The following is a 26,342-nucleotide window of genomic DNA, read 5'->3' as shown; positions in this document are numbered from 1 at the left end:
TCGTACTCCTTGCTTTCCTTGCTCCGACGCCGAGTTGTGGCGTTCAGGTTCCGCCCGGATGACGCCGATGTTCAAGCGCGGGCCGCACCGGCCTTCGTAGGCTACGGCGGCAGAGGTGGACCCGGGCCGTACCGGGCCCGACGCACACGAAAGAGCATCCGCCGGTATGGACATCCTCAGTGAGGTGATCGACAGCGTGCGGATCGGGCGTGCCGAGGCCTGCCGGGTCAAGGAGTCGGGCTCCTGGGGCATGCGATTCCCCGCCTTCGCGGACAGCGGGTTCCACATCCTCCTGCGGGGCAGCGCCTGGCTGATCACGGCCACCGGCCGGCCACGTGCGCTCAAGAAGGGCGATGTCGTTCTCGCCCCGTTCGGCGCCGAGCATGGACTCAGCCACGAACCATGCCTGCTCAAGGACTTGCCCCCAGCGGTCATGAGCGAGGACCCGCACCGTCCCGATCCGGCCGACGTCGAGTTCCTCTCCGGCGCGTACTGGCTCGACCATGGGCAAGTGCACCCCTGTCTCGGAGCGTTACCCGAGGTCCTCGTGGTGTCGCCACCGGACGGCGGGGTGATCCGCCCCGCGCCACTGGACCTCCTGCTGACCCACGTCCTGCGCCAATGGCTGGAGTCGAATCGAGATGCGGACCGGCCGGAGATCGGCGATCCCGCCATCTCTGTCGCGCTGCGTGAGATCCACACGAGCCCGCACAAGCCGTGGACGGTACAGCGGCTCGGCCGGACGGCGGGAATGTCGCGGACAGCGTTCACCAAGCGATTTACCGCGCTGGTGGGAAAACCGCCCATGACGTACGTGACCGGCTGGCGTCTGCGCTATGGGGCCCGTCTGCTCCGGGAAACGAATGCGCCACTGGCGACGATCGCCCGTCAGGTCGGTTACTCGACGGAATTCGCGTTCGGAGCCGCTTTCCGCCGTGAGTACGGCATCGCGCCCGGCCGCTTCCGCAAGGGTCACAGCCGTTCGTGCTGTCGGCGCACCATCTCGGTGATCCAGATGGGCGCGAACGGAGAGGTGCAGCCCGGGGAAGTCGGGTAGTCCTTGAGCACCTCCAGGCGCTCACCGATGTCGAGTGCGCGGGCGCGGTGTTCGGCGTGCTCGATGCCGATCTGGGCCAGGCAGTGGTTCATCGCCCACTGCAGGCGCTCCGGGGCGCCTTTCATCTCCGCCTCGATGACGTCGAGCAGTTTCGCGAGGTCGAGGCCCTCTGGCTTCTTCGCCACGCGCTCGGTGGTCAGCGCCCAGCCGGCACTCGCGACGACCGGATCGGGGTCGGCGGACCAGGCCGGCCGCAGCTCTTCGGCGTGCGGGTTCTTCTTCACCACGTAGTTCACAAGCCAGTCGTGCACCTTGGGTGTACGGGCCTGGCGCAGCATCGTGTCCAACTCGTCCCGCTCGAAAGCCTTCGGGCGGCAGATCAGGAGCGCCAGCAGTTTCGCCGCCGTGTCGTCCGTCTCCCAGAGCCGGCGCGCGAGTTGCTGCTGTGTCTTGAGCCGCTTCGCGAGCGCGCGCAGCTTGCTGAGGTTCACACCGTGATCGTCACCGTGTCTCTCGTTCACCTCGCGTGCCTTGGGGTCCTCGAGCCCGGCCAGCTCGGCCATCACCGCGTCCACCGTCGTCTCGGCCACGTCAGCCTCCTCTCTGTCCCGTACGAACTTGGAGCCTACGAGGAAGCCGGCCTCCCGCGTACACGCCGGTCGCACGCGTGCCGTGCCCGAGCCGGCCCCGCGCAATTCGTTTGCCGGGCCCCGATCCCCCTGTCAGGCTCGCGCGCATGCCGACCTTCTCCGCGCCCGACGGAACCACCCTCGCCTTCCACGTGTCCGGAGAGGCCGGCCCGCCCGTGCTCTGCCTGCCCGGCGGCCCGGCCGCGTCCGCCTACCTCGGGGATCTGGGCGGCCTCTCCACGCACCGGCGGCTGATCAGACTGGACCTCCGCGGCACCGGCGAGTCGGCGACTCCGACGGACCTGGCCGGCTGCCGATGTGACCGCATGGTCGACGACGTCGAAGCCCTTCGGGCGCACCTCGGCCTCGGCCGCGTCGACCTGCTGGCCCACTGCGGAGGCGCGAACCTCGCGGTGCAGTACGCGGCTCGCCACCCCGAGCGGATCAGCAGGCTCGTGCTGATCACGCCGAGCGTCCGGGCCGTCGGTATTCCGATCTCCGGTGAGGACCGACGGGAGATCGCGGAGCTGCGCAGGGGCGAACCGTGGTTCCCGGAGGCGTATGCGGCGCTGGAGGAGATCGTCGCGGGCAGGTCCACCGCCGCGAGCTGGCAGGCGATCGCGCCCTTCTCCTACGGCCGCTGGGACGAGACCGCCCGCGCCCACCAGGCCGCCTCGGACGCGGAGGACAACGGCGAGGTGATGGCCGCCTTCGGTGCCGAAGGCGCCTTCACCCCGGATGCGACCCGGAAGGCCCTCGCCGAGGTCGGGGCGCCTGTCTTCGTGCTCGCCGGTGAGGTCGACATGGCTGCTCCGCCCAAGGTGATGGCGGAGGTCGCCGCACTGTTTCCGGATGCGCGGATGGTCGTACAGCCGGGGGCCGGGCACTTTCCGTGGCTCGATGACGCCGAGTGGTGTGCCACGGCCGTCGCGGAGTTTCTCGCATCGGCCCGGTGATCACCGATCACCTCGGGGCCGGGTGATCACCACAGTCGCTTACTGCATATGATGTGCAAGTGCGTGACTACAGCATCAGGGCGGCAGGCCCCGACGACCTGGACGGTGCGCGAGCCGTGATGCTCGACACCGTGTACCGAGACTTCGGTAGCGGATACGTGCCTCGCTGGCATGCCGACATCATCGACCTGGCCGGCGCTTATCTGGCCCCGGCCCGCCACACCCTGCTCGTGGCGGTCGACGACGAGGGCGAGGTCGTCGCCACGGCCGCGCTGGACTCGCGGGGCCCGGCCCACCCGCCGAACCCGCGGCATGTCGCCGAGCGCTTTCCGTCCGGTGAGACGGCGCAGGTCCGTCGGGTGTACGTCCGTCCCGAGCACCGCAGGCGCGGGCTCGCCCGGCGGCTCGTCGGCGAGTTGACGGCGTTCGCGGTGGCGGATGGCGGATACAGGGCCGTCTATCTGCACACGGATCCCGCGGTGCCGGGCGCGGAGGGCTTCTGGCGGTCGCTGGGGAAGGTCGTGCACGACGAGCGCGAGGACGCCGGCGGCGGTCAGGGCATCGTGCACTTCGAGATACCGATGGGGCGGTGACCCGCGTGCGCCGTGTCCTCGCCGCCCTGCTGCTCGTCCCGGTCCTCACCGGCTGCTTCGCCTCCAACGGCGACTCCGCGGCCGACGACGCGAACTCCGGTTCCCGGCTCCGGGTCGCCCTCGCCTTCCCGCCCGCGGAGAACCTTTCGCCGCACGGCGCCGACGCCACGATCCTCAGCCGTCTCGGCGTCACCGAGAGCCTGACCGCCCTGGACGCGAACGGCTCCGCGGCCCCCGCGCTCGCCGCCTCCTGGAAGCAGGAGAACGACCGCACCTGGCTGTTCACCCTGCGCGAGGCCACCTTCCAGGACGGCACCGACGTCACCCCGTCCACCGTCGCCGAATCCCTCACCCACGCCACCGAGACCAAGCCCGAGCCCGCCGCCCTCTCCGGCGTCACGCTCACCGCGAAGGCCGAGGGCAGCACCGGCGTCCGCATCACCACCGAAGACCCCGACCCCGTCCTGCCGCTGCGTCTGTCCAGCCCCAGCCTCGCCGTGCTCTCCCCGAAGGCGTACGACGGCAAGGACCGCGTCGACCCGGTGGGCACCGCCACCGGACCCTTCGAGCTCACCAAGGTCACCGGCAGCACCGCCGCCACCCTCGACCGGTTCGACGACTACTGGGGCGGCCGAGCCCAGGCCTCCGGCGTCGACGTGAAGTTCATCGCCGACGGCACCGCCCGCACCAGCGCCCTGCGCACCGGCGAGGCCGACCTCGCCGAGGCGCTCCCGGTCGCCCAGGCCGCGACCCTCGACGAGGACACCCGCAAGGCCACGGCGACGACCCGCACCACCAGCCTGCAGTTCAACACCGCGTCGGGCCCCTTCAAGGATCCGCAGCTGCGTGCCGGCGCCCGCGCGGCCCTCGACACCTCCGCGCTCGCCGACGGCGTCTACGAGGGATACGCCGACGCCGGCGCCGGCATCTACGGACCCGCCGTGACCTGGGCCGAGGGCAAGCGGACCCAGCCCACCGGGCGCGCTAAGGCCGCGGCACCGGACGGAGCGAAGGTCACCATCGCCACGTACGACAACCGGCCCGAACTCCCGGAAGTCGCCCAGGTGGTGAAACAGCAGCTGGAGAAGGCCGGGTTCACGGTCGAGCTGGAGGTGCGCGAGTACTCGCGGCTGGAGAGCGACGCGCTGGAAGGCCAGTTCGACGCCGTCGTGCTCGCCCGCAACACGCTCGTCGACACCGGCGACCCGGTCGCCGTGCTCGCCGGCGACTACACCTGCGACGGCGGCTACAACATGGCCCAGCTGTGCGACAAGCGCGTCGACGCGGCGGTGACGAAGGCCGAGCGCACTGCCGACACCGACGAGCGGCAGGACGCGGCGATGGCGGCCGAGGCGGCGATCCTCGGCACCGACGCCGTCGTTCCGCTGGTCCACCAGCAGGTCATCACCGGCGTGGGCACCTCGGTCAGCGGGGCGCTCCTCGACCCGTACGAGCGCACCCTCGTCGGCACCGGCACCCGGCGCTGACGGATGCGGCAGCACGCGGTCACGCTCCTGTGGCGGGCCGGACTCGCCCTCGCCCTGGTGTGCGTGATCGGTCTGCTGCCGTGGCTGGCGCGGACCGATCCGGCGCTCACCGTGCTCAAGGCCCGGTCGGCCGACCGGGACCCCACGCCCGAGGTGCTGGCGGACATCCGCGACCGACTCGGCCTGGACGCGGGCCCGTTGCATCTGCTCGGCCAATGGCTGGGAGGGCTGTGGCGCGGGGACGCGGGACGGTCGTGGCTGTCGGGGAATGAGGTCATGCCCGATGTGCTGCAGGCGTTGGGTGTGTCCCTACTGCTGATGGCGGTGTCGCTCGCCGTCGCCGTCCTCACCGCGGGGGTGATTTGCGCCCGCACCCTGTCGCGCGGCCGGCGTCCGCGGCGCACGGGTGGAAGCGGCTCCGCCGTCCTCGCCGCGCTGCCCGAGTTCCTCACCGCGTCCGTGCTCGCGACGGTCGTCGGAGTCCAGCTGGGCTGGCTGCCCGCACTCGGCTGGTACGGCCCCCAGTACACGGTGCTGCCCGCGCTCGCCCTCGGTCTGCCCGCCGGGGCCGTGCTGGGGCGGCTCCTCGACGACCTGCTGCCCGGCGCGTTCGCCGAGCCCTGGGCGCAGGCCGCCGACGCCCGCGGAATACCCCAGGGGCGGATCGCCCGGCACGCGCTGCGCCGCTGTCTGCCCGGACTGCTGCCGAACACCGGCCTGTTCGTCGTCGGCCTGACCGGCGGCTCCGTCGCCGTGGAGCAGATCTTCGACATCCCCGGCCTGGGCCGCACCACCCTCCAGGCCGCCCTCGCCCAGGACCTCCCCGTCCTCCAGACAGGCACGCTCGCCCTCGTCCTGCTCGCCGCCGTGGCCGCGGGCGCCGCGAGCCTCCTCACCCGCAGACTGACCGGCCCCGCCCTGCGCGACAGCGCCCTGACCTCCCTGCACCGCCCGGCCCCGCCCACCCGAGCCATCCTGCCCGTCGTCTACGGTGGCCTGCTCGTCGGCGTCGTGGCGCTCGGCCTGCCCCGTGACCCGCTCGCCCTCGACACCGGGCAACGTCTCCAAGCACCCTCCCCGGCCCACCCGTTCGGCACCGACGCGCTCGGCCGGGACGTCCTCGCCCGCGTCGGCCACGGCGCACTCGACACCCTGCTGCTCGCCCTCGCGATCGGCGCCGCCGCTCTGCTGACCGGTGTGGTCCTCGGACTGGTGCCCCGGATGTCCGGGCCGCTCGTCGACACCGTCAATGCCGTGCCGCCGGTGCTCCTCGCGCTCCTCGTCACCGCCGTCGCGGGCAGCGGCACGCTCACGCCCGCGCTCGCCGTGAGCGCCGTCGCCTGGGCGCCGCTCGCCGCCCACACCTCCGCGCTGCTGCGGCAGGAACGCGCCGCCCTCCACATCACCGCCACCCGCGCCCTCGGCGCCGACCGCTGGTATGTGCTCCGCCGCGACCTGCTCCCCGCCGTCCTCCCACCCGTCACCCGGCACGCCCTGCTGCGCCTGCCCGGCACCGCCCTGGCCCTCGCCTCGCTCGCCTTCCTCGGCCTCGGCGCCCAGCCGCCGTCCCCGGAGTGGGGCCTGCTGCTCGCCGAGAACCAGCCCTACGCCGAGCGCGCTCCCTGGGCGGTCCTCGCCCCCGCCGCCGTACTCGCCCTGCTCGGGGCACTCGCGGTGACCGCGGCTCGTACCGAAGTGATCCAACAGCCTTTGAAGCAACGGGAGTTGGCTGCTTCCGGAACGGAAACCCGATGACCACCCGGACGATGACCACCCCGACGCTCGGCCCGCGGACCCGCCTGTCTCCGCTGCTGCGGCTGCTGATCCTCACCCAACTCGCCTTCAACGTCGGCTTCTACGCCGTCCTGCCCTTTCTCGCCGAGCACCTGGGACAGGCGATCGGTCTGGCGGGCTGGCTGGTCGGGTTCGTCCTGGGACTGAGGACGTTCAGCCAGCAGGGGCTGTTCGTGGTGGGCGGGGCGCTGGCCGACCGGTACGGCATCCGGCCCGTGGTGCTGGCGGGATGCGTGCTGCGGATCGCCGGGTTCGTGTGGCTCGGGTACGCGCGGGAGACCTGGTCGGTCATCGGTGCCGTGCTGCTCATCGGGTTCGCCGCCGCGCTGTTCTCGCCGGCCGTGGAGTCCGAGGTCGCCCGGCAGGCGGTGGTGTGGGAGGAGTCGGGTGGCGGCCCGCGCACGCGCGTGCTGGCGCTGTTCACCGTGGCCGGGCAGGCGGGGGCGTTCGTCGGGCCGCTGCTGGGCGGGCTGCTGCTGGGGGTGGACTTCCGTACGGTCTGTCTGGCCGGGGCGGGAATCTTCGTCCTCGTGCTGGCCGGGCATGCGTGGCTGCTGCCGCAGCACATCCCGGGGCGGACCCGCGTCGAATTCCGGGGCGGTATGAAGCTGCTGGTGCGCAACCGCCGCTTCCTCGCGCTGTGCTGCGGATACGGCGCCTATCTGCTCGCCTACAACCAGCTCTATCTGGCCCTGCCCGCGGAGGTGGAGCGCGCGGCCGGTTCGCAGGCGCCGCTCGCCTGGCTGTTCGCGCTGTCGTCGCTGCTGGTGGTGACGGCCCAGCTGCCGGTCACCCGCTGGGTGGGGGAGCGGCTGGAGATGCGCCGGTCGATGGTGGCCGGACTGCTGCTGATCGCCGCCGGGTTCGCGGTCGTGGCCGCCGCCCGGCCCGCCGACTGGACCGGCATCACGGGACTGCTGCCCGCTGCGGGCTTCGTGGTGCTCCTCACCCTCGGCCAGATGCTCGTCGCGCCCGTCGCCCGGGCCTGGGTGCCCGACCTGGCGGAGGAGGGACGGCTCGGCCTCTACACCGGCGCGCTGTCGTCGGTGTCCGGCCTGATCGTCCTGGCCGGCAGCTCAGCCACCGGCTCCCTGCTGGACACCGGCCTGCATCCGGCCGTGCCCTGGCTGGTGCTGGCCGCCGTACCGCTCGCGGCGATCGGGTTGCTGCCGCGTCGCGGTTAAGCTCCGCGGTGTGTCGGCTGCGGGTCCGTTGTGGCTGGTCGCGCAGTTCCCCGCGCCCCTTCGGGGCGCTGCCGAAGCACCGGACTGCGTCGGACCCGCTCAGCTCGCGACGAGGTCGCGCTCGCGTACTTCGCGCTGCTCCGGTGCGTTCTCGATCCGCGCCGTCCGGCACAGCCACAGCACATCGCGCCCGAACGACCACATCAGCAGCCCCAGCGCCAGCGCGACGATGCCGAACGTCGCCGGGTACGGCAGCAGCTTCGAGGCGCCCGCCAGCAGGAACACGCCCTGGAGCGCGGCCACCGTCTTGCGTGCCGTGCTCGGCGGCAGCGGGGCGTTGAGCCACGGCCAGACGCGGGCCGCGGCGACGAAGGCGTACCGCATGGCGCCGATCAGCAGCACCCACGGGCCCAGGAACATCGAGACGTACACGCTGAGCACCAGGATCAGAAACGCGTCGACCTCCATGTCGAAGCGGGCGCCGAGCGCCGTCGAGGTGCCGGTGCGGCGGGCGACCTTGCCGTCGACTCCGTCGAGGATCAGGGCCACCGCGGTGAGTCCGACGAGGAGGGTGATGGGCGGCGGGCTCTGGAAGGAGTCCGCGACCAGGGCCGTGACACCGCCGACGAGGATGGAGCGGCCCAGGGTCACCCGGTTGGCGGGACCGAAGGACTGCAACCGGGACCGGTGCAGGGCCCGGGAGAGTACGGCCCAGGTGGCGATGGCGAAGGCGAGTCCGGTCAGCCAGCCCGCGGGCCCCATCCCGATCGCCGTGCCGAGCAGGGTCAGCACAAGGATCTGCACACCCGCTCCCAGAGCGGTCTCCTGCTGGACGAGCCTCGCGTCGTAAGTGTGGTTCAGGGCCACCGAACATCCTCCGGCCGTGTGACAGAGTCGATCATCGCCGCTACGTTGTGCGCGGCCTGTGCACCTCTCCGTACGTGAGCAGCTTCCCGATCGTTCAGGAGGATTCCGATGAACCGCACCGCACGCGCGTTCTGGCTCAACTCGCCTGGGCTCGGTGAGATACGCGAGGTGGACCTGCCGGAATGCGGCGCGGACGAAGTACTGGTACGCACGCTCTTCTCCGGCGTGAGCCGTGGCACGGAGACACTCGTGTTCCGCGGCGGTGTGCCCGAGAGCCAGTACGCGGCCATGCGGGCGCCGTTCCAGGAGGGCGAGTTCCCCGGCCCGGTGAAGTACGGCTACCTCAACGTCGGCGTAGTGGAGGAGGGGCCGACGGCACTGGTCGGTCGTACGGTCTTCTGCCTCTACCCGCATCAGACGCGGTACGTCGTCCCGGCCGCCGCCGTCACCGTGGTGCCGGAGTCGTTGCCCGCCTCGCGTGCCGTACTCGCCGGCACGGTGGAGACCGCCGTCAACGCGCTGTGGGACGCGGCGCCCCTGGTCGGTGACCGGATCGCCGTGGTCGGCGGCGGCATGGTCGGCTGCTCGGTGGCCGCACTGCTGGCGCGCTTCCCCGGCGTACGCGTCCAACTGGTCGACGCCGACCCGGCGCGGGCCAAGGTGGCAGAAGCACTCGGCGTCGGCTTCGCCGCCCCCGCGGACGCCCTCGGCGACTGCGACCTGGTCGTCCACGCCAGCGCCACGGAACAGGGCCTCACCCGCTCCCTGGAACTCCTCACCGACGAGGGCACGGTCCTCGAACTGAGCTGGTACGGCGACCGGCAGGTCAGCCTCCCGCTCGGCGAGGCCTTCCACTCCCGGCGCCTGGTCATCCGCAGCAGCCAGGTAGGCACCGTCTCCCCGGCCCGCCGCTCCAGCCGCACCTACGCCGACCGGCTCGCCCTCGCCCTGGACCTGCTCGCCGACCCGGCACTCGACGCCCTCGTCACCGGGGAGAGCGCTTTCGAGGAACTCCCGGATGTGCTGCCACGGCTGGCCTCGGGCGAGATCCCGGCCCTGTGCCACCGGGTCCGATACGGCGACCCGACCTGACGAATCGTTCAAAGCGGGACGGCAAGCGCGCCTGACCTCCCAAAAAGGGGAACAGGTTCGCTGAACAAGGCATGGCAGGGAGCCGTACTACACGACATCCCCGGCGGCGATCGGCCGGGGACCAGACGCGCCGCACCTGGAGGGTCGTCCGTTGTTCAGCATCACCGTCCGCGATCACATCATGATCGCCCACAGCTTTCGCGGCGAAGTCTTCGGACCCGCGCAGCGCCTGCACGGAGCGACGTTCCTCGTGGACGCCACCTTCCGGCGCGAGCAGCTGGACGACGACAACATCGTCGTCGACATCGGACTGGCGACCCAGGAGCTCGGTGCCGTAGTCAGCGAGCTGAACTACCGGAACCTCGACAACGAGCCGGACTTCGCGGGGGTCAACACCTCCACGGAGTTCCTGGCCAAGGTCATCGCCGACCGGCTCGCCGAGCGGATCGAGAAGGGCGCGCTCGGCGAGGGCGCCCGGGGTCTCGCGGGTCTCACTGTCACGCTGCACGAGTCGCATGTCGCCTGGGCGAGTTACGAGCGTGCCCTGTGACCGACACGACCATGGAGCCCTCGACCGACAGGGCTCTGGAGCCCAGGCGGCTCGAATACGTTCCCGTGCAGCACTCCGCCCTGAAGAACGCGGAGATCATCCCCATGTCCCTGCGTTCCGTGCACTTCGTCATGCCGGGCGGCGTCGACGACCCGGCCCAGCCGAGCGGCGGCAACGCCTATGACCGGCGGCTGTGTCTGGACCTGCCGGGCTTCGGCTGGCAGGTCGAGAAGCACACCGTGGACGGCGGCTGGCCCCGGCCCGGGGTGGCGGCGCGTGAAGAACTCGCCCGCACGCTGCGGCAGTTGCCCGACGGCACGGTCGTCCTCCTGGACGGTCTGGTCGCCTGCGGCGTCCCCGAGATCATCCTTCCGGAGGCCGAACGCCTGAGCCTCGCCGTCCTCGTCCACCTGCCGCTCGGCGACGAGCGGGGTCTGACGCCCGACGTGGCCGCGGAGCTGGACGCCAGGGAACGTACGGTGCTGCGGGCGGTCCCGGCGGTGATCGCCACGTCCGACTGGGCGGTCCGCCGTCTCGTCTCCCACCACGGGCTCGCCCCCGAGCGGGTCCATGTCGCCGCCCCCGGCGCCGACATCGCCCCTCTCGCGTCCGGCACGGACGGCGTCTCCCGGCTGCTGTGCGTCGCCGCGGTGACGCCGCGCAAGGGGCAGCACCGGCTGGTGGAGGCGCTGGCCGCGGTGGCCGACCTGCCGTGGAGCTGCGTCTGCGTGGGCGGGCTCAGCCACGACCCGGAGTACGTGGACGGACTGCGGTCCCTGATCGCCCGGTACGGCCTGGAGGACCGGCTCGTGCTGGCGGGGCCGCAGGCCGGCGCCGAACTCGACGCGAGCTACGCGTCCGCCGACCTGATGGTCCTCACCTCCTACGCCGAGACGTACGGCATGGCGGTGACGGAGGCGCTGGCGCGCGGTATCCCGGTGCTGGCGACGGACGTCGGCGGCCTGCCGGAGGCCGTCGGCCGCGCACCCGACGGCGGCGTGCCCGGCATCCTCGTCCCACCGGAAGACCCTCTGGCTCTCGCCGCCGAACTGCGCGGCTGGTTCGGCGAGGCCGATGTACGACGCCGCCTCAAGGCGGCCGCCCGAGGGCGACGCGCCGCCCTCGACGGCTGGGCCACCACGGCCCGCAGCCTGGCCGCGGTACTGGGCCGACTGCCGAACGAACCCAGGAGGGCGGCATGAGGAAGACAGCGACGACCCAGCGCGGCGGAGGGATTCCGGCCCAGCCGGGCCCGCGGGATGCCTCGGCCACGACGGAACCCGGGGTGAGGCACATGGCACGATCGGCGGAGGCCGGGGCGAGGCAGGGTGCCCACGTGGCGGAGGTCGGGGCGAGTAGTGCCGTCCGGTCCGCGGAAGCGGCGTCGGCGGCTGCCGTCGTCCAGGCGCCGGACCAGGTGATCCCCGGTGCCGGTCCCGCACCCCGCACCGCCGCCGGTGCGGCCTCCCGGCCCGGCGAGCGGCCCACCGTGCGGTTGCGGGAGGACGGGCCCGAGGAGCCGGAGCCGCCGCGGTATGCGCCCGAGTGGCTTCAGCTGCGGGAAGGGGCGGACGCGCTGGCGCGGGCGGGGGAGTTGCTCGATCCGCTGCGGATCCGGCTGGCGAATCTGCCGGGTCGCGCCGGTGGGCTGGTCGTGCACGACCTGGGCTGCGGCACCGGCTCAATGGGGCGCTGGCTGGCCCCCCGGCTGGACGGCCCCCAGCACTGGATCCTGCACGACCGCGACCCCTACCTCCTGCACTTCGCCGCCGTGGGCTCCCCGCGCTCCGCCGCCGACGGCAGCCGCGTCACCGTCGAGTCGCGCCGCGGCGACGTCGCCCGGCTCACCCCGGACGCCCTGGCCGGCGCCTCACTGGTCACCGCGTCCGCACTGCTCGACGTCCTCACCCGCGAGGAGATCGACACCCTCGCCGCCGCCTGCGCCGGCGCGGGCTGCCCGGCCCTGCTCACGCTCTCCGTCGCCGGACGCGTCGAACTGACCCCGTCCCACCCGCTGGACACGGAGATCGCGGAGGCGTTCAACGCCCACCAGCGACGTGCCGGTCTGCTTGGACCGGACGCGGTCACCGCCGCCTGCGAGGCGTTCTCCGAACGCGGCGCGACGGTCCATCTGCACCCCAGCCCCTGGCGTCTCGGCCCCGACGAGGCCGACCTCACCGCCCAGTGGCTGCGCGGCTGGGTCGGCGCGGCGGTCGAGGAACGCCCCGACCTGCGGGAACGCGCCGACGCGTACCTGCGCGACCGCCTGGAGGCCTGCGCCGCGGGCGAGTTGAACGTGATCGTCCACCACACCGACCTGCTGGCGCTGTCGCGGCCGATGGGCGGCTCGGCATGAGCGCACAGACGGTGACCGCCGAGGTGGCGGTACGGGTCGTCAGGGTCCGTGCGGCAGCGGGGGTCCGCGCGGTGGTACGCGTCGGCACGGGCCGCCGCGTCACCCCGCGAGCCGCCGCGAGGCAGGCCGCCGAAACCCGCGCGAAGACACACAAGACACACGCCCCTCACCGGCCCACCGACCGCGACTCCGGCACCGCTTCGACGGCGCTCGCGGGCGGACACCGGGCTCCCACCGACGGGCCGCCCGCGACGGAACCGACTCCGTCCGCCGAGGTCCGCTCCGCGACGGAGTCCGCCTCGGTCGCCGGCGCGTGCCGGACGGCTGTGGAGGTGTCGCCTGCGGCGGAGGGCGCTCCGGTCGTCGAGCCTCACCTCGCCACGGAGCTGGCTCCGTCCGCCGAGGTTCGCTCCGCGGCGGAGTCCGCCTCGGTTGCCGGCGCGTGCCGGACGGCTGTGGAGGTGTCGCCTGCGGCGGAGGGCGCTCCGGTCGTCGAGTCTCACCTCGCCACGGAGCTGGCTCCGTCCGCCGAGGTTCGCTCCGCGGCGGAGTCCGCCTCGGTTGCCGGCGCGTGCCGGACGGCTGTGGAGGTGTCGCCTGCGGCGGAGGGCGCTCCGGTCGTCGAGTCTCACCTCGCCACGGAGCTGGCTCTGGTCGCCGAGGTTCGCTCCGCGGCGGAGTCCGCCTCGGTTGCCGGCGCGTGCCGGACGGCTGTCGGGGTGTCGCCTGCGGCGGAGGGCGCTCCGGTCGTCGAGTCTCACCTCGCCATGGAGTCCGCCCCGGTCGCCGACGCGTGCCGGGCTGCTGTCGAGGTATCGCCCACGACGGACCGCGCTCCCGTCGACGAATCGCACCCCGCCACCGAGCCCACCCCCGCCGGTGACGCTCGCCCGGCGGCCGCCGACAAGCCGCCCGTCACCATCCCCCGCCCCACCTTCCTGCGCCGCGTCCGTCCGCACCTCGGGACCATCGCCGGTGTTGCCATCCTCAGCGTGCTGCTCTGGCGTATGGGTACCGGCGTCTTCCTGGACGGGCTGCGGCGGATCGACGCGGTGACGTTGGTTGTGGCTGTCGGGATCGGCGTTGTCACCACCGTGTTCAGCGCGTGGCGGTGGGCGCTGGTGGCGCGGGGGCTGCGGATTCGGTTGCCGTTCGGGCCGGCCGTGGCGGACTACTACCGGGCGCTGTTCCTGAACGCGGCCCTGCCGGGCGGCGTGCTCGGGGATGTGCACCGGGCGGTGCGGCACGGGAAGAGCGAGGGCGACCTCGGCCGCGGGGTACGGGCCGTCGTGCTCGAAAGGGCCGCCGGACAGGCCGTGTTGGTCCTCGTCGGTGCCGCGGTACTGCTGACCATGCCGTCACCGGTGCTGGCCGAGGCCCGGCAGTTCGCGCCGCTGCTCCTGTTCGCGGCGCTGGGCGCGAGCGCGGTCGTCCTGGCGCTGCGGATGAACCGGGCGCCCTCCCGCCGCGGGCGTGCCCTGCGTTCGACGCTCGGCGAGGCACGCCGGAGCCTGCTGTCCCGCCGCAACTGGCCCGGCATCGTCGTGTCGTCCGTCGTCGTGCTGGCGGGCCACATCGCGATGTTCGTACTCGCCGCCCGCGTCGCGGGCTCCGGCGCCTCCGCCGTCGTACTGCTGCCGATCGCGGTGCTCGCCCTGCTCGCCATGGGCCTGCCGCTGAACGTCGGCGGCTGGGGACCCCGGGAGGGCGTCACCGCCTGGGCGTTCGGCGCCGCCGGACTCGGCGCGAGCAGCGGACTGGCCGTCGCCGTCGTGTACGGCGTGCTCAGCTTCGCGGCCAGCCTGCCCGGCGTCCTCGTCCTGGTCGCCCGCCGGCGCTACCCCCGTGCGTCACCCGCGTCATCCGTGAACAGCGACAAACACGCGCCGAAGGAATCCGCGAGGCTCTCAAGCAGCGCCTTCCCTTTTTCCTCCGAACCCAGCGAAGGACGCCCGATGACACCCGAATCGGTATAGGCGGACATTCCGCGGGTCAGCAGATGGCGCCGGTCGTCCGCGACGAAATCAGCGGTCTCATAACCGGACCTGACCAATTCGGGATGAGCGTGCAGAAGGATGGAGGTCTCAATTTCCCCCGCGTGCATGTCGGTGAGCAGCGAGGTCCGCACCCCCGCCCGCTCCCGCGCCGTCTCCCAGTCCTCCGCGGCCGGGAACAGCGCCATCGACTCTCCTTGCGCGGAGGATTCCTGAACGACGTTTCCCAGTACATAGTTTCCGCCGTGCCCGTTGACCAGAACCAGGGCGTCGACGCCCGAGCGGCGGAGCGAAGCCGCGATGTCCCGTACCACCGCATGAAGGGTGACGGAGGAGATGCTGACGGTCCCCGGCCAGGCCGCGTGCTCGTGCGAACAGGAGATCGTCACCGGAGGAAGGAGGTGCACCGGGTGCGCGGCGGCTATCTCCCGCGCGACGGCACAGGCGACGAGCGTGTCGGTGGCCAGCGGAAGGAAGGGGCCGTGCTGCTCGAAGCTTCCGACGGGAAGGACGGCGACCTGCCGTGAGACGCCTGCCCCTCGCGTGCGTACATCTTCCGTGGTGTCCGCCGGCAACAGCCCGTGTGCCGCCGAACGCGATCCCGAAACACTCATTTCCTCATGGCCCTTCGTCTCTGCTTAGGAACCAGATCATGACAGAAAACATTGGCGTACTCGGCACGAAGTCTCCACAGCGGACGGGAGTGGAGCGCGTCGTGAATGCGCCGTTGCCCACGGTGTACGGGGAATTCCGCGCGGTCGGCTATCTCGACCACGATCGCGGTGACGAGCAAGTGGCCCTGGTCCACGGTGACATCGGCACGGACGACGTCCTCACCCGGCTGCATTCCGAATGCCTGACCGGCGACGCCTTCGGCTCCCAGCACTGCGAGTGCGGTGATCAACTCGCCTCCGCGCTGCGCGCCGTCGCCGCCGAAGGGCGCGGCGTTGTCGTCTACCTGCGCGGCCACGAGGGCCGCGGCATAGGCCTGCTCGGCAAGCTGCGCGCGATGGCGCTGCAGGCGGAGGGCCTGGACACCGTCGAGGCGAACCTCGCGCTGGGCCTGCCCGTGGACGCCCGGGACTACGGCGTCGCCGCGCGCATCCTCGACGACCTGGGCGTGCGCTCCGTACGCCTGATGTCGAACAACCCGCGCAAGCGCGAGGCGTTGCTGGAGCACGGCATCAAAGTCGCCGAGCAGGTCCCGCTGCTCATCCCGCCGTGTGAGAGCAACATCACCTATTTGCGGACGAAGCGGGAGCGCCTCGACCATCACCTGCCTCATCTGGACGCCGTGGCGCACTGGTCCTGATTGCCGTGGCGCCGGTCCGGACAGGAAGAGGGAGTGACCGACGACGTCCTCTTCCTCTCCGGAGACCGGGCCTCTCCGGAGACCGGGCCGGGGGCCTGCTCTGCGTCGCCGTGGCCCGGGCCGTGATCCACGCCGCCAAGGAGGCACACACGTGAAGCTGCAGGCCGGGGTCGTCGTCATCGGCGGCGGAGTCATGGGCACGAGCATCGCCTACCACCTCGCCCGCGCCGGCGTACGGGACGTGGTCCTGGTCGAACGGGACGAACTCGGGGCCGGATCCACCTCCAAGGCGGCGGGCGGTGTCCGGGCGCAGTTCTCCGACGAGCTCAACATCCAGCTCGGCGCCCGCAGCCTGGAGGCCTTCGGCCGCTTCCGGGAAGAGATCGGCCCCGACATCGGACTGCACCGCGTCGGCTATCTGTTCCTGCTGTCGACGCCCGAGCAGGTCGCCGGATTCGAGGCGGGCGTCCGGCTGCAGAACTCCCTCGGCGTGGCCAGCCGCATGATCACTCCCGCCGAGGCACACAGGCTCTCCCCGCTGATCAGCACCGACGGACTGCTGGCGGCCGCGTTCTCACCGGACGACGGCCACTGCACGCCGGAGTCCGTCGTCCACGGCTACGCGACCGCGGCCCGCGAGTTCGGCGCCCGGATCCTGCGCCACACCGATGTCACCGGCATCGAACGGGACGGCGACACCATCACCGCCGTACGCACGACCCTGGGCAGCATCACCACCGACACCGTGATCTGCGCGGCCGGCGCCTGGTCGAAGGCCGTCGGCGCCATGGCCGGCGTGGACCTGCCGGTCGAGCCGTTACGCCGCCAGATCGCCGTCACCGAGCCGGTCCAGGGACTCCCGCCCGACCTGCCCATGACCATCGACTTCAGCACCAGCCTCTACTTCCACACCGAGGGCCCCGGCCTCCTCCTCGGCATGTCCGACCCCGACGAGCGGCCCGGCTTCGCCACCGACGCCCACGACCGCTGGATCCCCCGCCTCGCCGAGGCCATGCGACGCCGCGCCCCGGCCCTCCTCGACCTGCGCCGCACCGGCGGCTGGGCGGGCCTGTACGAGAACACCCCCGACCACAACGCGCTGATCGGCGAGGCCACTTCACCCTCCCGCTTCCTCTACGCGACCGGCTTCTCCGGCCACGGCTTTCTGCAGGGACCCGCCGTCGGCGAGGTCGTCCGCGACCTGTACCTGGGCCGCGTACCCTTCGTGGACGTCAGCCCGCTCAGCGCCGGCCGGTTCGCGGCCGACGCCCCGCGTCCGGAGGCCAATCTCGTATGACCGAGCTCCACCTGTGGCTGCGCCACGAGGTCCGCTCCACCGAACGCCGCACCCCGATCGTGCCGTCCGACGCACGTCGGCTCATCGACGGCGGAGCGGTGCTGACCGTCGAGGAGTCACCGCAGCGGATCTTCCCGATCGAGGAGTACGAAGCGGTCGGCTGCCGGGTCGCGGCGCCGGGCTCGTGGGTGTCGGCGCCCAAGGACGCCGTCGTCCTCGGACTGAAGGAACTCCCGGACGGTCCGGGCACGTTGATCCACCGGCACATCTTCTTCGGGCACGCCTACAAGCGGCAGCCCGGTGCGGCGGAACTGCTGCGCCGGTTCGCCGCCGGGGGAGGCAGGCTCCTCGACCTCGAATATCTGGTGGACGACGACGGCCGCCGCCTCGCCGCCTTCGGCTTCTGGGCGGGCTACCTGGGCGCGGCCCTGGCGGTGCTCCATCACCGGGGCAGCCTTCGGGCACCCCTGCGCCCCACGTCCAAGGAGGAACTGGACGAGGCACTCCAGGCTCCCGGCGAGGCGTTCACCGCGCTGGTGATCGGCGCCCTCGGCCGCAGCGGGCGCGGCGCCCGCGTCGCCCTCCATGTCGCCGGGCTCGACCCGACCGCCTGGGACCTCGCCGAGACCCGCGACCTGGACCGCCGGGCCCTCCTCGACCACGACGTGATGGTCAACGCGGTCCTCGCCACCACCCCCATCCCGCCCTTCCTCAGGGACGAGGACCTCGACGACCCCGCCCGCCGTCTGCGCACCCTCTGCGACGTCACCTGCGACGTCGGCTCGCCCCTGAACGTGCTGCCGGTCTACGACCGCGTCACCGACTGGACGGACCCGGTCCGCCGCCTGCGCAAGGAACCCCCGCTGGACCTCATCGCCATCGACAACCTGCCGTCCCTGCTGCCGCGGGAGTCCAGCACCGACTTCTCGGCGTCCCTGGTGCTCCAGCTGCTGGAGTTCGAGACCGGCGGGCCGTGGGGGCGCTGTCTGGACCGGTTCCACCAGGCCTGCCGTGAACTCGGCATCGCGGAAGGGGAGTTCCATGATGCGTGAACGGGTTCCGGCGAGCGGTACCGTGCACTGGATCGGTGCCGGACTGTCCACGGGCAGCGGACTGGCGGCGCTGTGCGACACCGCCGAGCGGGTACGGCTGTGGCACCGCACCGAGCAGCGCGCCGCCGAGGCCCTCGACGAGCGGGGCCTCACCGGTCGCGCCGAGCCTCGGACGTACACGCTGGAGTCGCTCACTGCCGAACTGGCGCCCGGCGACGTCGTCGTATCGATGCTGCCCGCGCCCGAGCATGCCGGGATTCTGGCGGCCTGCGTGCAGGGGAGGGCGCATTTCGCCTGCTCCAGCTATGTGTCTGAGGCGGTGCTCGAGCAGGTGCCCGCGGCGACGGAGGCCGGGCTCGTCGTGCTCACCGAGGCCGGTCTCGACCCCGGCATCGACCATCTCTTCGCGCACAGCCTCGTCGCCCGCGCCCGGGAGGCGATCGGCGACGACACGGCGGCCTCGTACCGCCTCACCTCGTACTGCGGCGGCGTCCCCGCAGTGCCGAACGACTTCAGGTACCGCTTCAGCTGGGCGCCCGCGGGAGTGCTGAATGCCCTGCGCTCGCCCGCGCGTTACATCGAGGACGGCGCGGAGACCGTCGCCGAGCGGCCCTGGGAGGCGACCCGGGAGCACGTCGTGGACGGCGAGACCTTCGAGGTCTACCCCAACCGGGACAGCCTGCCCTTCGTGGAGCAGTACGGAGTGCCGCCCGCGTGGAAGGCGCAGACCTTCGTCCGCGGCACGCTGCGTCTGGAGGGCTGGCTGCGGGCGTGGGACGCCGTGTTCGAGGAGCTGAAGGCGGGTGACGACGCCCGGATCGCGGCTCTGGCACAGGAGTTGGCGGCCCAGTACCCGACCACGGAGGCCGACCGGGACCGGGTGGTGCTGGCGGTGTCGCTGGAGGTGAACCAGTGGTCGGGCCGCTACCTCCTGGACCTGACCGGTGACGCGGAGGAGAGCGCGATGGCCCGCTGTGTCTCCCGCACCCTCGCGCTCGGCGTCCGGCACATCCTGGACGGCTCGCTGCCGCCCGGCCTGAACCGCGCCGCCGAGACCGCGGCGCGCTCGCAGGAATGGCTCAGCGAACTCGTCCGGGAAGGCGTCGAGTTCACGTTGAGCTGATCAGTCTGAGCTGATCAGTCTGAGCTGATCAGTCTGAGCCGACTAGTCTGTGACGGCCTCGTGCACGAGCCTCTTGAGGTCGGGGAACATCGTGTGCGAGGTCCGGGGCCGCACCTGGGTCATGAACTGCACGGTCAGATCGCGGCTCGGGTCGACCCAGAACGTGGTCGTCGCGACGCCGCTCCAGCCGTACGTGCCCAGCCCCGAGGGTGCCTGCGTGCGGGCCGGGTCGATCACCACGGAGACGTTGAAGCCGAAGCCGACGCCCTCGTTGCCCGGCTCCTTGTGCGGGGGAGCGCCGAAGGAGTGCAGGTCGGCGCCGCCGGGAAGGTGGTTGGAGGTCATCAGGTCCACGGTCTCCGGGGCGAGCAGACGGACGCCGTCGAGTTCGCCGCGGCGCCGCAGCAGCTCCATGAAGCGATGCATGTCGTACGCGCCGGCCACCATGCCGCCGCTGCCGGACAGGAACCGGGGCCGGCCGTGCAGCGGCAGCCCGGGGATCGGCTCGATACCGCCGCCCTCGGTCTCCCCGTACAGCTCGGACAGCCTGTCCGCCTTCTCGGCGGGGACCTGGAACCCGGCATCCGGCATCCCGAGCGGGCCGAAGATCCGTTCCCGGTAGAACTCGTCGAGCGACTGCCCGGACACGACCTCGATGACCCGGCCCAGGACGTTCGACGCCACCGAGTAGTTCCACTGCGTGCCCGGCTCGAACTGGAGCGGCAGGCTCGCGTACACGTCGATCGTCTCGGCCAGGTTCGCACCGGGCGGCACCGACGACTCCAGGTTGGCCTCGCGGTAGAGGGCGTCGACGGGGTGGGAGTGGTAGAAGGCGAAGGTCAGGCCCGAGGTGTGGGTGAGCAGATGCCGGATCAGCATCGGCCCGGCGGGCGCACGGGTCTTGACGTCCGCCCCGGAGCCACTGTCGTACACCTGGACGTCGGCGAAGACCGGCAGGTGCGCGGCGACCGGGTCGTCGAGCGACAGCTTGCCCTCCTCCATCAGCAGCAGTACGGCGACCGCGGTGACCGGCTTGGTCATGGAGTAGATCCGCCACAGGGTGTCCGCCTCGACGGGCAGCCCGGCCGCGACGTCACGCCGGCCGTGCGTGGTCAGATGGGCGACGCGTCCGCCGCGCGTGACAGCCGCGAGGAACCCGGGCAGTCGTCCCTCGTCGACGTAGTGGGCGAAATACTGGTCGAGGCGGTCCAGCGCCTTCGGGTCCAGCCCCACCTCGTCGGGTTCGACCTCTTGTCGCAGCAGTGCCATCGGTGTCCTCCGTCGCTTTCGTCGAGGTGCGGTCCGGCATACCCAGCCGCAACGCCCTCAGACCTCATGGTCGCGTAGGAACGCGTATACGGTCGCTCGGATGGGCACGATCTGTGCCCGACGTGGCGGAAAGCACAGGCAACGCGAGCCCCGCCAGCGCCCCGACCAAGGCCACCCCCACGAGCACGACCAGCGCAAACGCGTCTCCGAGCCCCATCAGCGGCGTCACGACAGCCACCCCCACCGTCGGCCCCACATTCATCGCGGTCTGCTGCAACCCGCCCGCCACCCCGGCCGACGCGACCGCGGCCCGCCGCACGACGACATGCGTGGCCGCCACCATCACGGTGCCGAACCCGGCCCCCAGCAGAGCGAAGCCGGTGCAGAGGGCGAGGGTGCCCGACGCCCGGGAAAGGATCAGGATCCCGAGGGCGAGCACGACCATGGCCGCCACCGTCGTACGCCGCGCTCCGGCCCGGCGCAGCAGCATGCCGAGGGCGAACAGCCGATGGTGCCCGTACCGGTCGCCGAGGCGTCCCGCGAACACCAGCAGGGAGGCGACGGCGATGAGATACCCGGTGCCGGTCCACTGGACCTCCGCGAAGGAGGCGCCCAGATCCCGCTGCAGGGTCGGCTGGGCGACCGTCAGCACGGTGCCGTCCAGGGCGACGATCACCGCCCCTGACACACTCGCGGCGAGGGTGAGCCGGCGGTTCACCCGTCGCCCAGGTGGGCGTCCAGAGCCGCCCGCAGCAGCGGCTCGAAGTCCTCGGTGTCGGTGGCGAGTTGGAGGCTGCCCCAGGTCCAGAGCTGGGCGATGCCGTGCAGGTTCGCCCACAGGGCGCCCGCGACAAGGCGGGCGTTCGTGTCGGGACGGGCACGGATGATGAGATCCACCAGGCGTCCGAACAAGGGGAGGCTGGTGTCGCGTAGACCCAAGTGGCCGCTCTCCAGCACGTCATGACGGAACATCAGCTCGTACATGCCGCGGTCGTGCAGGGCGAACTCCAGATAGGCCCGCGCCAGTCTCGCGATCTGTTCCCTGGGCGTTCCCTCCCCGATCGCCGACGCCCGCTCCCCGAGTCGGGCGAAACCGACGCGCGCGATGGCGGACAGCAGCTCCAGGTGGGTGGGGAAGTGACGGCGCGGCGCTCCGTGCGACACGCCGGCCCTGCGGGCGATCTCCCGCAGGGTCAACGCCTGCGCGCCTTCCGTGGCCACCAGCTCCACGCCGACGTCGATCAGGCGGGACCGCAGTCCGGTCTCGGATTCAGTTTCGGAGTCACGCATAGACAGTGTCTACCAGGCGCCGTAGACGCTGTCTACGCGGGTGGGAATGGGAAGAGCCCTCGCACCCGTTGACCCGACATGACTCACGACTCGTCTCAGGACGCACTGCTGGCGCTGCTCTCCGAGACCAAGGCCGGCGTGCTGGTCACCCTCAAGCGCGACGGACGGCCCCAGCTGTCGAACGTCAACCACGCCTACTACCCGGACGAGCGGATCGTCAGGGTCTCGATCACGGACGACCGTGCCAAGACCCGCAATCTGCGCCGGGACCCCCGGGCGTCGTACCACGTGACCACCCCCGACACCTGGGCGTACACGGTCGCCGAGGGCACGGCCCAGCTCTCGCCGGTGGCGAAGGACCCGTACGACGAGACGGTCGAGGAGCTGATCCGGCTCTACCGGGACGTGCGGGGCGAGCATCCCGACTGGGACGACTACCGTGCCGCGATGGTCCGCGACGGGCGGGTGGTACTGCGGCTGCGGGTGGAGCGGGCCTACGGCATTCCCCGGCGGTCCTAGGTGTACTGCCCAGGGACGTTGGTCAACCTGGTGATGTGGGCTTTGCCGCCGGTCGCGGTGTGGGGGCGGTGGTGATTGTAGTGATGGAGCCAGGCCGGCAGGGCTTTGCGGCGGGCTGATTCGCTGGCGTAGAAGCGTCCCAGGGCCCAGCCGTCGGCGAGCGTGCGGTGGAAGCGTTCGACCTTGCCGTTGGTCTGTGGCCGGTAGGGCCGGGTCTTCTTCGGTGTGATCCCGAGTTCGTGGCAGGTCCGGGACCAGTGGCGGGAGCGGTAGGCCGAGCCGTTGTCGGTGAGGACCCGCTCGATCGTCACCCCACGGACTGCGAACCAGTCGACCGCACCGCGCAGGACGTCGGCTGCGGTGGCGGCCGTCTCGTCATCGCGGATCTCGACGTAGGCGACTCGGGAGTGGTCGTCGACGACGGTGTGGACGAACGCGGTTCCCAGCAGCGGTCCGCGGTATTTGTTGCGGGGCCTGTCGGGTGTCGCGGCGCGGTTCCTGCGGCCCTGGACGCGTCCGACATAGCGCCAGCCGCCGCCGTCGGGAACGTTGCCCAGCTTCTTGACGTCGATGTGGAGCATCGCACCGGGATGATCGTGTTCGTAGCGGCGGACCGGCTCGCCGGTGACGCGGTCGATGTGGGACAGCCGGTTGATCCGGCACCGGGTCAAAACCGCGTGGACGGTCGAGGCGGGCATGCTCAGCCGCCCGGCGATCTGGACCGGGCCCAGCCGTTGCTTCCAGCGCAGATGCACGATCTTGCGGACCTGGGGCTGCGGGGTTCGGGCCGGGCTGCGGTGAGGCCGTGAGGACCGGTCGAGCATGGCGGCCGGCCCGGACTCGGCGTAACGGTCGGCCCACCGTTTGGCGGTGGGCCAGGACACGTCGTAGCGCTCGGCTGCACGGGCGACCGGCCAGCCGTCATCGACAATCAGACGCGCCAGGCGCAGCCGGGCACGAGGCGTCAAAGCAGCGTTAGCGTGAGACACGAAGGCCTCCTGGTTGGCGGAGCGGTTCCTCGACAGCTTCACTCCACAACCGGAGGCCTTCACCCGTCACCCGATTCAGACGGTGTCAGAGCACAAACTCGACCAACCTGCCTGGGCAGTACACCTAGGCCACGTGGCCGTTCTCCGGGCACCCTCCTCGACGCCATCGGCCCCACCGACGAGGGAGCGGCCGATCTGCCGCGCGCCCGCGCCCTGTTGCAGCGCCACCGAGGACGGGCCCTGCGCGGCCTCGGCCGTCGCGACGAGGCCGTACGACGACTGGAACGCGCCCTGCGCTTCTTCCGCGACAGCGGCGAGGCCTACAACACCGCCCGCACCCTCACTGACCTCGCCGAAACCCGCCTGGACGGCGACGAGTTCGAGGCCGCGCTGCCGTTGATCGAGGAGGTGCTCGCGGCACTGGAGGGGGAGAACGCCGCGTATCACGTGGCCCATCTGCGCGGGCTGCGCGAGCGGTGCGTCACACCGCAGTGACCGTCACCGGGTGGACGACCTCACCGGTGCGCACCGTCAGCCCCTGCGCGACCAGTTCCTCCGACGACTTGCCCGCCGCGAGCCAGGCATGCAGCGCCGAGGCGTACACGGCCCGATCCGCGTCCGCGCCGGGCCCGGCGTCCAGGCGCAGCAGCGCCCCTGCCCGCGTGCGCACCACGCAGGCCCCGCGGACGGTGACATAAGCGGCGAGGGCGCAGCTCCGATGCCGGTCCAGGATCTCCGCCGTCCAGTCGGCCGGGGATCCGAAGCGCGGGTCGTCGGCGTCTCCGTACCGGAACACCACATCCGCGTAGGGCAGTTGATCGGCCTCGTGGGTGTCCTCGTGAACGGCGGTGTGCGCCTCGCCCGCTTCGTCGTCCCGCGCATGCGGGCCCGCGTACCGGGTGACCGCGATCTCGCCGGAGCCCAGCAGCCGGGTGAGCACCAGCAACGGGACGGCGGGGGCGGGTGGTTCGTAGGGCGGGAGGGGGAGCGGTTCGAGGCGCGCGGGCTCGTCGGGTTCGGGGATGCCGATCGCGTCGTAGAAGAGCCGGCGGAGCCGGGCTGCCGACTCGCCGGGTGCGGAGCCGACGAACTCGGCCGGATGGGGCGGCGGTTGGTGGTGATCGAGCAGCGCTTCCATCTGCGGGCGCTTCATACGATCGGGCAACGACAGTGCCTGCCCTTACCGCGGTGGACGTCGGACCGCGCCTTCTTCCGGGACGTTATGGGCTGGTCGCACGTCGACGCCGGACACGGCTGGCTCATCTTCAAGGCGCCGCCTGCGGAGGTCGCCTGTCATCCGACGGAGGACGCGTCCTGGGGGCGGGTGACGGCGTTCCGGTGCCGATTTTCGTCTGCGGGTCCGTCGTGGATGGTCGCGCCCACGCGGCGGAGCCGCATATCGATACAGCCCCGCGCCCCTTCGGGGCGCTGCCGAACCGCAGCCGACTTCGCGACCTGCTTAGGGGAGAGCGCCCGAGTCCCCGGAGCCGTCAAAGGCGTCCGGGGACTCGGGGTCTTCAGCCGTGCGGGGTCAAGCCGTCACCGTCTCCCGTTGGGCCGCCTCGCCGGGTGTCCGTTCGCCGAGGTGTTCCGTCGGCACCTTGTGGGTCTCGCGGGCCGTGAGGACGGCGATGACCGGGGGCACGCAGAGGGCCGCGGTGAAGAGTGCCACCGACGACCAGTCGCTGCCGTCGGGGCCCGCGATCTGCGCGGCGAAGGTGACCGCGAAACCGGCCACGGCGAAACCGATCTGCGTGCCGATCGCCATGCCGGACAGGCGGACCCGGGTCGTGAACATCTCGCCGTAGAAGGACGGCCACACACCGTTCGCGGCGCTGTAGACGACACCGAAGGTGACGATGCCCAGCAGCAGGGTCAGCGGGTAGGAGCCCGTCGAGATCGACCACAGGTACAGGAACATCATGACCGCGCTGCCGGCGGCGCCGATCAGATAGACCGGGCGGCGGCCGATGCGGTCCGACAGGGTGGCCCACAGCGGGATCGCGGCGAGCGCGACGAGGTTCGCGAGCGCGCCCACCCACAGCATGGAGGAGCGGGACATGCCGACCGCGTCGCTGGTCGCGTACGCCAGCGCCCAGACCGTGAAGATCGTGCTCACCGAGGCGATCAGCGCACCCGCGATCACCCTGAGGACGTCCGCCCAGTGCTCGCGCAGCAGCACCACCAGCGGCAGCTTCACGACGCCCTCGGTGGCGGCCTGCTGGGCGAAGGCCGGTGTCTCCTCCAGCTTGCGGCGGATGACGTAGCCGACGACGGCGACCGCGATGCTCATCCAGAACGGGACCCGCCAGCCCCAGGACAGCAGCTGGTCCTCGGGGAGCGCGGCGACCGGGATGAAGACGAGGGTGGCCAGCAGTTGCCCGCCCTGGGTGCCGCTGAGGGTGAAGCTGGTGAAGAAGCCGCGCCGGTTCGGTGGCGCGTGTTCCAGCGTCATGGAATTGGCGCTGGCCTGCTCGCCCGCCGCCGAGATGCCCTGGAGGACCCGGCACAGGACCAGCAGCACCGGAGCGAGCGTGCCGATCTGGGCGCGGGTGGGCAGACAGCCGATCAGGAACGTCGACACGCCCATCAGGATCAGCGTGAAGACCATGATCTTCTTACGTCCGACCCGGTCGCCGAAGTGCCCGAGGAAGAGCGCGCCGACCGGCCGTGCCGCGTACGCCACACCGAACGTGGCCAGTGACAGCAGGGTCGCGGTGGCCGGGTCCGACTCGTCGAAGAAGACCTTGGGGAAGATCAGCGCGGCGGCGGATCCGTAGATGAAGAAGTCGTAGTACTCCAGGGCGCTGCCTATCCAGGCCGCGGTCGCGGCTTTCTTCGGCTGCCCGGGCGGGGCGGAGGGGACGGGGACGGACACGGCGGCTCCTTTGAGGAAACTCCAACGTAAGGGGGAGTGAGCGGCGGGGAGAAG

The 26,342-nt window shown here is 71.8% G+C and carries 25 protein-coding genes and 1 pseudogene; 17 read left to right on the top strand and 9 right to left on the bottom strand.

What is annotated here, in order from left to right; genetic code table 11:
- The first annotated feature begins 166 nt into the window (after positions 1-166).
- Complete coding sequence (locus tag OG828_RS09480) at positions 167-1,057, top strand: helix-turn-helix domain-containing protein (RefSeq protein ID WP_328500795.1); 891 nt, start codon at positions 167-169, stop codon at positions 1,055-1,057.
- On the opposite strand, the gene OG828_RS09475 is transcribed toward OG828_RS09480, so the two are convergent.
- Entirely contained in the window at positions 973-1,620 is a 648-nt protein-coding gene (locus OG828_RS09475) for a DNA alkylation repair protein (protein WP_328504833.1), read from the bottom strand. The genes OG828_RS09480 and OG828_RS09475 overlap by 85 nt on opposite strands.
- Positions 1,621-1,793: 173 nt before the next feature.
- On the opposite strand from OG828_RS09475, the gene OG828_RS09470 reads away from it, so the two are divergent.
- From OG828_RS09470 to OG828_RS09450, 5 genes are read left to right on the top strand one after another with little or no spacing between them, the layout of a single operon-like run.
- A complete protein-coding gene (locus OG828_RS09470) occupies positions 1,794-2,642 on the top strand; it encodes an alpha/beta fold hydrolase (protein WP_328500794.1) in 849 nt (282 codons plus the stop codon).
- A gap of 59 nt (positions 2,643-2,701) precedes the next feature.
- Positions 2,702-3,235, top strand: coding sequence for a GNAT family N-acetyltransferase (locus OG828_RS09465; RefSeq protein ID WP_328500793.1), 534 nt, complete (start codon positions 2,702-2,704; stop codon positions 3,233-3,235).
- Positions 3,232-4,722, top strand: a complete 1,491-nt coding sequence (locus OG828_RS09460; RefSeq protein ID WP_328500792.1) for an ABC transporter substrate-binding protein — start codon at positions 3,232-3,234, stop codon at positions 4,720-4,722. The genes OG828_RS09465 and OG828_RS09460 overlap by 4 nt, the downstream gene beginning before the upstream one ends.
- Positions 4,723-4,725: 3 nt before the next feature.
- Positions 4,726-6,477: an ABC transporter permease subunit gene (locus tag OG828_RS09455; protein WP_328500791.1), complete on the top strand. Its 1,752-nt coding sequence runs from the start codon at positions 4,726-4,728 to the stop codon at positions 6,475-6,477.
- The gene (locus OG828_RS09450) at positions 6,474-7,700 is read left to right on the top strand and encodes an MDR family MFS transporter (RefSeq protein ID WP_328352464.1); all 1,227 of its coding nucleotides are present in this window, start codon (positions 6,474-6,476) and stop codon (positions 7,698-7,700) included. Before OG828_RS09455 ends, OG828_RS09450 begins: the two co-directional genes overlap by 4 nt.
- A 99-nt stretch (positions 7,701-7,799) precedes the next feature.
- On the opposite strand, the gene OG828_RS09445 is transcribed toward OG828_RS09450, so the two are convergent.
- Positions 7,800-8,567, bottom strand: a complete 768-nt coding sequence (locus tag OG828_RS09445; RefSeq protein WP_328352463.1) for a CDP-alcohol phosphatidyltransferase family protein — start codon at positions 8,565-8,567, stop codon at positions 7,800-7,802.
- A gap of 108 nt (positions 8,568-8,675) precedes the next feature.
- Between OG828_RS09445 and OG828_RS09440 the strand changes: the two genes are divergently transcribed.
- The 5 genes and pseudogenes from OG828_RS09440 to OG828_RS09420 all read left to right on the top strand — a co-directional run.
- Positions 8,676-9,659 (top strand): zinc-dependent alcohol dehydrogenase, encoded by a 984-nt coding sequence (locus tag OG828_RS09440; RefSeq protein WP_328437474.1) that lies wholly within the window; start codon positions 8,676-8,678, stop codon positions 9,657-9,659.
- A gap of 151 nt (positions 9,660-9,810) precedes the next feature.
- On the top strand, positions 9,811-10,209 hold the full coding sequence (locus OG828_RS09435; protein ID WP_210575166.1) for a 6-pyruvoyl trahydropterin synthase family protein: 399 nt from the start codon (positions 9,811-9,813) through the stop codon (positions 10,207-10,209).
- 11 nt (positions 10,210-10,220) lie between these two features.
- Positions 10,221-11,411: a glycosyltransferase family 4 protein gene (locus tag OG828_RS09430; protein ID WP_328504832.1), complete on the top strand. Its 1,191-nt coding sequence runs from the start codon at positions 10,221-10,223 to the stop codon at positions 11,409-11,411.
- The gene (locus tag OG828_RS09425) at positions 11,408-12,565 is read left to right on the top strand and encodes a class I SAM-dependent methyltransferase (protein WP_328500790.1); all 1,158 of its coding nucleotides are present in this window, start codon (positions 11,408-11,410) and stop codon (positions 12,563-12,565) included. The genes OG828_RS09430 and OG828_RS09425 overlap by 4 nt, the downstream gene beginning before the upstream one ends.
- A pseudogene (locus OG828_RS09420) lies at positions 12,562-14,310 on the top strand (lysylphosphatidylglycerol synthase domain-containing protein); the annotation flags it as partial. The gene OG828_RS09425 and the pseudogene OG828_RS09420, both read left to right, overlap by 4 nt.
- A gap of 92 nt (positions 14,311-14,402) precedes the next feature.
- Here the strand turns inward: OG828_RS09420 and OG828_RS09415 are convergent.
- On the bottom strand, positions 14,403-15,173 hold the full coding sequence (locus OG828_RS09415) for a creatininase family protein (protein ID WP_328500789.1): 771 nt from the start codon (positions 15,171-15,173) through the stop codon (positions 14,403-14,405).
- Positions 15,174-15,211: 38 nt separating this feature from the next.
- Between OG828_RS09415 and ribA the strand changes: the two genes are divergently transcribed.
- From ribA to OG828_RS09395, 4 genes are all read left to right on the top strand, one after another.
- Positions 15,212-15,871, top strand: coding sequence for a GTP cyclohydrolase II (gene ribA, locus OG828_RS09410; protein ID WP_210575168.1), 660 nt, complete (start codon positions 15,212-15,214; stop codon positions 15,869-15,871).
- Positions 15,872-16,022: 151 nt separating this feature from the next.
- Positions 16,023-17,168, top strand: a complete 1,146-nt coding sequence (locus OG828_RS09405; protein WP_328500788.1) for an NAD(P)/FAD-dependent oxidoreductase — start codon at positions 16,023-16,025, stop codon at positions 17,166-17,168.
- Positions 17,165-18,220: a saccharopine dehydrogenase gene (locus OG828_RS09400; RefSeq protein WP_328437470.1), complete on the top strand. Its 1,056-nt coding sequence runs from the start codon at positions 17,165-17,167 to the stop codon at positions 18,218-18,220. Before OG828_RS09405 ends, OG828_RS09400 begins: the two co-directional genes overlap by 4 nt.
- The gene (locus OG828_RS09395; RefSeq protein ID WP_328504831.1) at positions 18,213-19,343 is read left to right on the top strand and encodes a saccharopine dehydrogenase family protein; all 1,131 of its coding nucleotides are present in this window, start codon (positions 18,213-18,215) and stop codon (positions 19,341-19,343) included. Before OG828_RS09400 ends, OG828_RS09395 begins: the two co-directional genes overlap by 8 nt.
- Positions 19,344-19,385: 42 nt before the next feature.
- Here the strand turns inward: OG828_RS09395 and OG828_RS09390 are convergent, their stop codons facing one another.
- The 3 genes from OG828_RS09390 to OG828_RS09380 all read right to left on the bottom strand — a co-directional run bounded on the left by OG828_RS09390 (position 19,386) and on the right by OG828_RS09380 (position 21,902).
- The gene (locus tag OG828_RS09390) at positions 19,386-20,612 is read right to left on the bottom strand and encodes a serine hydrolase domain-containing protein (protein ID WP_328500787.1); all 1,227 of its coding nucleotides are present in this window, start codon (positions 20,610-20,612) and stop codon (positions 19,386-19,388) included.
- Between the two features lie 64 nt (positions 20,613-20,676).
- The gene (locus OG828_RS09385; protein WP_328500786.1) at positions 20,677-21,330 is read right to left on the bottom strand and encodes an MFS transporter; all 654 of its coding nucleotides are present in this window, start codon (positions 21,328-21,330) and stop codon (positions 20,677-20,679) included.
- On the bottom strand, positions 21,327-21,902 hold the full coding sequence (locus OG828_RS09380; RefSeq protein ID WP_328500785.1) for a TetR/AcrR family transcriptional regulator: 576 nt from the start codon (positions 21,900-21,902) through the stop codon (positions 21,327-21,329). The genes OG828_RS09385 and OG828_RS09380 overlap by 4 nt, the downstream gene beginning before the upstream one ends.
- A gap of 78 nt (positions 21,903-21,980) precedes the next feature.
- Between OG828_RS09380 and OG828_RS09375 the strand changes: the two genes are divergently transcribed.
- The gene (locus OG828_RS09375; RefSeq protein ID WP_328352439.1) at positions 21,981-22,421 is read left to right on the top strand and encodes a PPOX class F420-dependent oxidoreductase; all 441 of its coding nucleotides are present in this window, start codon (positions 21,981-21,983) and stop codon (positions 22,419-22,421) included.
- On the opposite strand, the gene OG828_RS09370 is transcribed toward OG828_RS09375, so the two are convergent.
- Positions 22,418-23,410: an IS481 family transposase gene (locus OG828_RS09370; RefSeq protein ID WP_328500784.1), complete on the bottom strand. Its 993-nt coding sequence runs from the start codon at positions 23,408-23,410 to the stop codon at positions 22,418-22,420. The two genes, OG828_RS09375 and OG828_RS09370, sit on opposite strands and share 4 nt — an antisense overlap.
- Positions 23,411-23,626: 216 nt before the next feature.
- Between OG828_RS09370 and OG828_RS09365 the strand changes: the two genes are divergently transcribed.
- Positions 23,627-23,905, top strand: a complete 279-nt coding sequence (locus OG828_RS09365; protein WP_328437466.1) for a tetratricopeptide repeat protein — start codon at positions 23,627-23,629, stop codon at positions 23,903-23,905.
- On the opposite strand, the gene OG828_RS09360 is transcribed toward OG828_RS09365, so the two are convergent.
- Positions 23,892-24,563 carry a hypothetical protein gene (locus OG828_RS09360; protein WP_328500783.1) on the bottom strand — a complete coding sequence of 224 codons (672 nt, stop codon included), beginning with the start codon at positions 24,561-24,563 and terminating at the stop codon, positions 23,892-23,894. The genes OG828_RS09365 and OG828_RS09360 overlap by 14 nt on opposite strands.
- Positions 24,564-24,941: 378 nt before the next feature.
- A complete protein-coding gene (locus OG828_RS09350; RefSeq protein WP_328437464.1) occupies positions 24,942-26,288 on the bottom strand; it encodes an MFS transporter in 1,347 nt (448 codons plus the stop codon).
- Positions 26,289-26,342: the final 54 nt, after the last annotated feature.

It is taken from the genome of Streptomyces sp. NBC_00457 (assembly GCF_036014015.1).
In the GTDB taxonomy this organism is placed as follows: Bacteria; Actinomycetota; Actinomycetes; order Streptomycetales; family Streptomycetaceae; genus Streptomyces.
Note: the sequence above shows the minus strand (reverse complement) of the source record. Positions and strands in the feature narration are given on the sequence as shown.